General features: G+C 68.3%; 3 protein-coding genes. 2 read left to right on the plus strand and 1 reads right to left on the minus strand.

Annotation, left to right across the window (positions count from 1 at the left end):
- Positions 1–2027 (plus strand): BTAD domain-containing putative transcriptional regulator (locus VFY73_RS19190; RefSeq protein WP_329721745.1); only part of this gene is annotated, 2027 nt, incomplete at its 5' end.
- Between the two features lie 13 nt (positions 2028–2040).
- Here VFY73_RS19190 and VFY73_RS19195 read toward each other — a convergent pair.
- Entirely contained in the window at positions 2041–2841 is an 801-nt protein-coding gene (locus VFY73_RS19195; protein WP_329721747.1) for a hypothetical protein, read from the minus strand.
- 189 nt (positions 2842–3030) lie between these two features.
- Between VFY73_RS19195 and VFY73_RS19200 the strand changes: the two genes are divergently transcribed.
- Entirely contained in the window at positions 3031–4818 is a 1788-nt protein-coding gene (locus VFY73_RS19200) for a glutamine--tRNA ligase/YqeY domain fusion protein (protein WP_329721749.1), read from the plus strand.
- The last annotated feature ends 267 nt before the right edge of the window (positions 4819–5085 follow it).

Here is a 5085-nt window from a genome sequence, read left to right on the forward strand (position 1 = left end):
CCCCCTCGTCGCCCACCATGGACCTGGACACCGCCCTCGCGCTCATTCCTGACGACGAGCCGCGCGCCCGCGCCGCTCTGCAAGCGCTCTGGAGCGCGTCCGAACGCCAGGGCGATGCAACAGCGGCTTGGCGGGCCGCCGTCGGCATGCTGCTGGCCATCAACTTCAACTTCGTCGACTTCCGGGGCAGCTCGAACTGGTGTGCCCGCTTCGCCGCCGGGCTGGGCGCCGCACGCGAAGCCGGGCTGGCAGAGCAGGCGCGGCGCGGCGAACCGGCGGCAATGCGCGGCTGCGCGGCTGCCCTGGTATGGCCGACGCTGGATCACGACGCGCTGGCCAGGCCCGACGGCCCGCCCGCCATCGACGAAGCCGCAGCGGCCCTGACCGAAGGGCTACGCATCGAAACGACGTTGCCCGCAGCCGAACGGTTCATGCTCGTGAAGTGCCTGCTCGACCACCATGGCCAGCAGATGGACACCCTGGCCGCGGCCCGGCTGATGGCCTTGCAGCAGGAGCGCATCGCTGAAGCCAGCCCGAAGCTGGTGTCGCGCTGGTGGTTCACCGTGATGTGCCACCACGAGTTCTTCGGGCAGGCCGAGGCGGCACAACATGCCCGTGCACGTTTGCTGGCCTTGCTGGAGGCACACGACCCACCTGGCCTGCGCTATGCGCTGTTGACGCTGGACATGCCGGTGGCGCTGAAGGCCGGCCAGCTGGCGCGCGCCGAACGCATTCACCGGGAGTTGGAAGCGCTGATGCCAGATGTATCGGCCGGCGAACTGCCACAGGGCTTGCGGGCACAGGCCTCTTACCTGTCGCAACGCGGAGACCTGGGCGCGGCGCTGGCCAAGGTTGACCGCCTGCTGGCGGTGTGCGCCGATGTGGAGGTGCCGCTGCGCGACCAGGGCGCCTACCACGCGCTGCGCGCCAATGTATTGATGGCACTGGGCCGTTTCGATGAAGCCCGAGCCGAGCTGCACAGCCAGCGGCCGTACCAGCTCGGCACGCAAGGCGAGACGCTGGAGGTGCTTGTCCTGTTTGCAGAAGCCGCGGCGCGCCTGGACCACCAGCCGGACGCCGCGCTCGGCTACCTGAGGCAGGCCCTCGCCGGCGCTGTGCGCTTGCAGTTCAACCGCTTTCTCTTCACCGTGCCCGGCCTCGCCGCACGGCTGTGCCAGGCGGCCCTCGACGCCGGCATCGAAACCGAGTTCGTGCGTGCCACCATCCGCGACCGTCACCTGAACGCACCGGATGCGACGCGCCCCGACTGGCCGTGGCGACTGCGCGTGCAGGTGCTGGGTGAGTTGTCGATCTGGCGCGACGGGCTGCCGCTGCGCTCGGCCGGCAAGGCGCAGCGCAAGCCGCTGGAGTTGCTGGCACTGCTGGCAGCACATGGTGGCGGGCCCGTCGATGCCGGCTTCGTCATCGACACGCTCTGGCCATCGCTCGACGCGGATGCGCCAAAGGCTTCGCTAGAGATGGCGGTGTCGCGCCTGCGCAAGCTGCTGGACCTGCCCGAGGCGGTGCTGGTGGCCGATGGCAACGTGGCGCTGGACCCGGCACTGGTGTGGTGCGACGCCAGCGCCTTCGAGACGCTGGCCGACGAGTTGCATCACGGCCTCGCCGGGGGCGCCGCCGACGCGACGACGACGCGACAGGCCGAACGACTGGTCGCGCTGTACCGCGACCGGCTGCTCGGCAGCGAAACCTTGAGCGGCCGCATGCAGATGGCACGCGAACGCCTGGCGTTGCGCTACCACCGCGCCGTCGCCGCATGGGGCGCCACGCTCGAGGCGCGTGGCGCCTGGCCTGGCGCGATTGCGCTGTACGAGCGTGCCTTGACATGCGACGTGCTGGCCGAGCCGATCTACCGCGCGCTGATGCGGGTGCATCTGCAGCTGGGTGAGCGGGCCGAGGCGTTGCGCGCCTACCGCCGTTGCCGCGAGCTGTTGGCCTCGGTGCTCGGCGCCGAGCCCGGCGAGGCCACCCGCGCGCTCTACGACGCGGCCCGCGCCGCGCCCGGCTGAGCGGCTCCGCGCCTCACCACGGCAGCCCGGCCTGCGAGCTGAGGGTGTAGTTGGTCACCGGCACACCGTCCCAGGTGGTGATGTGGTCCACGCCCTTCAGGCGGATCGAGTCCCAGGCGTCGAACACCACGCTGCCGTGGGCATTGGCGCCACTGGAGATCGCCCATGCGGTGGTGGTGAGGTTCAAGGGCTTGCCGAAGTCGAAACGCGCGCTCACGACAACCGTTTCGTCGATGTTGAGCACCACGTCCGGTTGCGACCAGTCGGACTGCACGGCCCAGTCCTTCCAGACGGTGTCCCGGTGAGGCACCAGCGGCAGGATGCGGAAGAAGGTCGCGCCGCTCAGGCCATGGGCTTCGAGCGTCCCCTTGACCTTGACGCGGTAGTACAGCAAACCAGTGTTGTTGGTCTGCCCGGGTGCATCGATCATCAACATATCGGTGAAGCCAGCGATGGCGGCCCCCATCTCCTCGCCAATGCTGGTGCTGCTGCTGGTCCGCACCCGCAGCTTGCCGCCGGGCTGCGCCTGCGCGAAACCGCTGGAGCTGCCAGTCACCGCGTGGTTCGCCTTGGCCTTGACCAACGCCATGGCCGGTGAGAAGGCTTCCCTGCACTTCGAGTCTTCCGGCTTGAACAGCGTGGCCAGCTCGATGTTCTGCACTGGCACGCCACTGCCGCTGGGCGCACCGGCGCAGGAATAGGCCAGCGTGCCGAACTGGTCGGTCGGCGGCGTGGCGGCCGCCAGCATCGGCCAGGCCAGACTGGCCGCCGCGGCCAGCGCCAAGGTGGTGAAGCGGGTGAGCGAAGTGCGCATGGTGGTGTCCCTCGGTTGGCAGGCCTCGCCATCGAAGCCTTGGCGCGAGACTAAATGGCACGCCGGCCCGGCCACCAACGGATCGCCAACCGATCGCGCTCGCGGGCCGCCGCCCCCTTGCCATAGGGGGCGGCCGCACAGGCGGCCCCCTACAATCGATCGCTACTTTTCCTAGCGATCACCCGCTTCATGAGCGACCCCAAGTCCACCCCAGCCGCTGAAGTCCACAAGCCGAGCAACTTTCTGCGCGCCATCGTCGAGCGCGACCTGGCGGCGGGTACCTACGACCAGCGGCCGTTCGGTGGCAGCCCCGGCGATGCGGCCCACCATGCAGCCGGCCAGCCGGACCCGGCGCGCGTGCGGCTGCGCTTCCCGCCCGAGCCGAACGGCTACCTGCATGTTGGCCACGCGAAGAGCATCTGCCTGAACTTCGGCCTGGCACGCGACTACGGTGGCGTGTGCCACCTGCGCTTCGACGACACCAACCCCGAGAAGGAAGAGCAGGAGTACGTCGACGCGATCGAAGAGATGGTGCAGTGGCTGGGTTGGGACTGGAACGCTTTCGGCACGCCCCACCTGTACTTCGCCAGCAACTACTTCGATTTCATGTACCGGGCGGCGGAGCACCTGATCGAGCGCGGCCTGGCCTATGTCGACGAACAGACGCCCGACGAGATGCGCGCCAACCGTGGCGACTTCAACACGCCCGGCACCGACAGCCCGTTCCGCAGCCGCACGCCGGCAGAGAACCTGGCGCGCTTTCGCGAGATGCGCGACGGCCAGCATGCCGACGGCGCCATGGTGCTGCGCGCGAAGATCGACATGGCGTCACCCAACATCAACCTGCGCGACCCGGCCATCTATCGCATCCGCCGCGCGACCCACCACAACACCGGCGACAAGTGGTGCATCTACCCGATGTACACCTACGCGCACCCGATCGAAGACGCGCTGGAGCGCATCACACACTCGATCTGCACGCTCGAATTTGAAGACCAGCGACCGTTCTACGACTGGCTGCTGGAGCGGCTCGCCGAGGGCGGCTTGCTGTCGCACCCGCTGCCCAAGCAGTACGAGTTCGGCCGCCTGAACCTGAGCTACGTGATCACCAGCAAGCGCAAGCTGAAGCAGCTGGTCGACGAGAAGCATGTGCAAGGCTGGGACGATCCGCGCATGCCCACGCTGGCCGGCATGCGCCGCCGCGGCTACACGCCGTCGGCGATCCGCAAGATGGCCGACGATTCAGGCGCCAGCAAGACCAACATCTGGCTCGACTACTCGGTGCTCGACATCGCGCAGCGCGACGACCTGGACCCGCAGGTCGCTCGCGCGATGGCAGTGATCGACCCGCTGCCGCTGAAGCTGACGAACTATGCCGAGGTGTTCGGCAGTGGCCACGAGCCCTGTCACGCGCCGGTGCACCCGCACCACCCCGAGATGGGCCAGCGCCGGTTCAGCCTCGGCCCGACGCTGTGGATCGAACGCGACGACTTTGCTGAGGTGCCGCCGAAGGGCTTCTTCCGCCTGTTCCCCGGCAACAAGGTGCGGCTGAAGTACGGCGTGGTGATCGAATGCACCGGCTGCGAGAAAGACGCGGCCGGCCAAATCACCGCGGTAACCGCCACTGTGGTGCCCGACACCAAGAGCGGCACACCCGGCGCCGACGCCATCAAAGTCAAGGGCGTGATCACCTGGGTCGGCGCGCACGATGCAGTGGCCGCCGAGCTGCGCCTGTTCGACCGCCTGTTCACCGAAGCCCAGCCGGATGCCGGCGGTCGCGACTACCTGAGCGTGCTGAACCCGAACAGCAAGCGGATCGCGCAGGGCTACGTCGAGCCCTCACTGGCCAATGCACCGGGCGAAACCCGCGTGCAGTTCGAGCGCCACGGCTACTTCATCACCGATCGCATCGACCACCGTGCCGACGCGCCGGTGTTCAATCGCATCACCGGGCTGAAGGACAGCTGGGGGAAATAAGGGCCCCTAGGGCCGCCTGGCGGCGGCCCGTCCCCCAAGGGGATCAAGCAGCTAGGGGCGGCCCGTCGCTGCTTGAACGGCCCCCAGGTCCGCCTGGCGGCGGCCCGTCCCCCAAGGGGATCAAGCAGCTAGTGCAGTGTTTCGTTCTGTTTGGAACTTAAGCGGCTATTTGCCCGAATGACCTTCTGCAGGATGTCGCGCGCGCTCTTGGTCCAGATGAACGGCTTGGGGTCGGTATTGTGGTGAGCGACGTATTCGTCGATGGCA

The sequence above is a fragment of the Ideonella sp. genome, from assembly GCF_036277275.1.
GTDB lineage: Bacteria > Pseudomonadota > Gammaproteobacteria > Burkholderiales > Burkholderiaceae_C > Ideonella.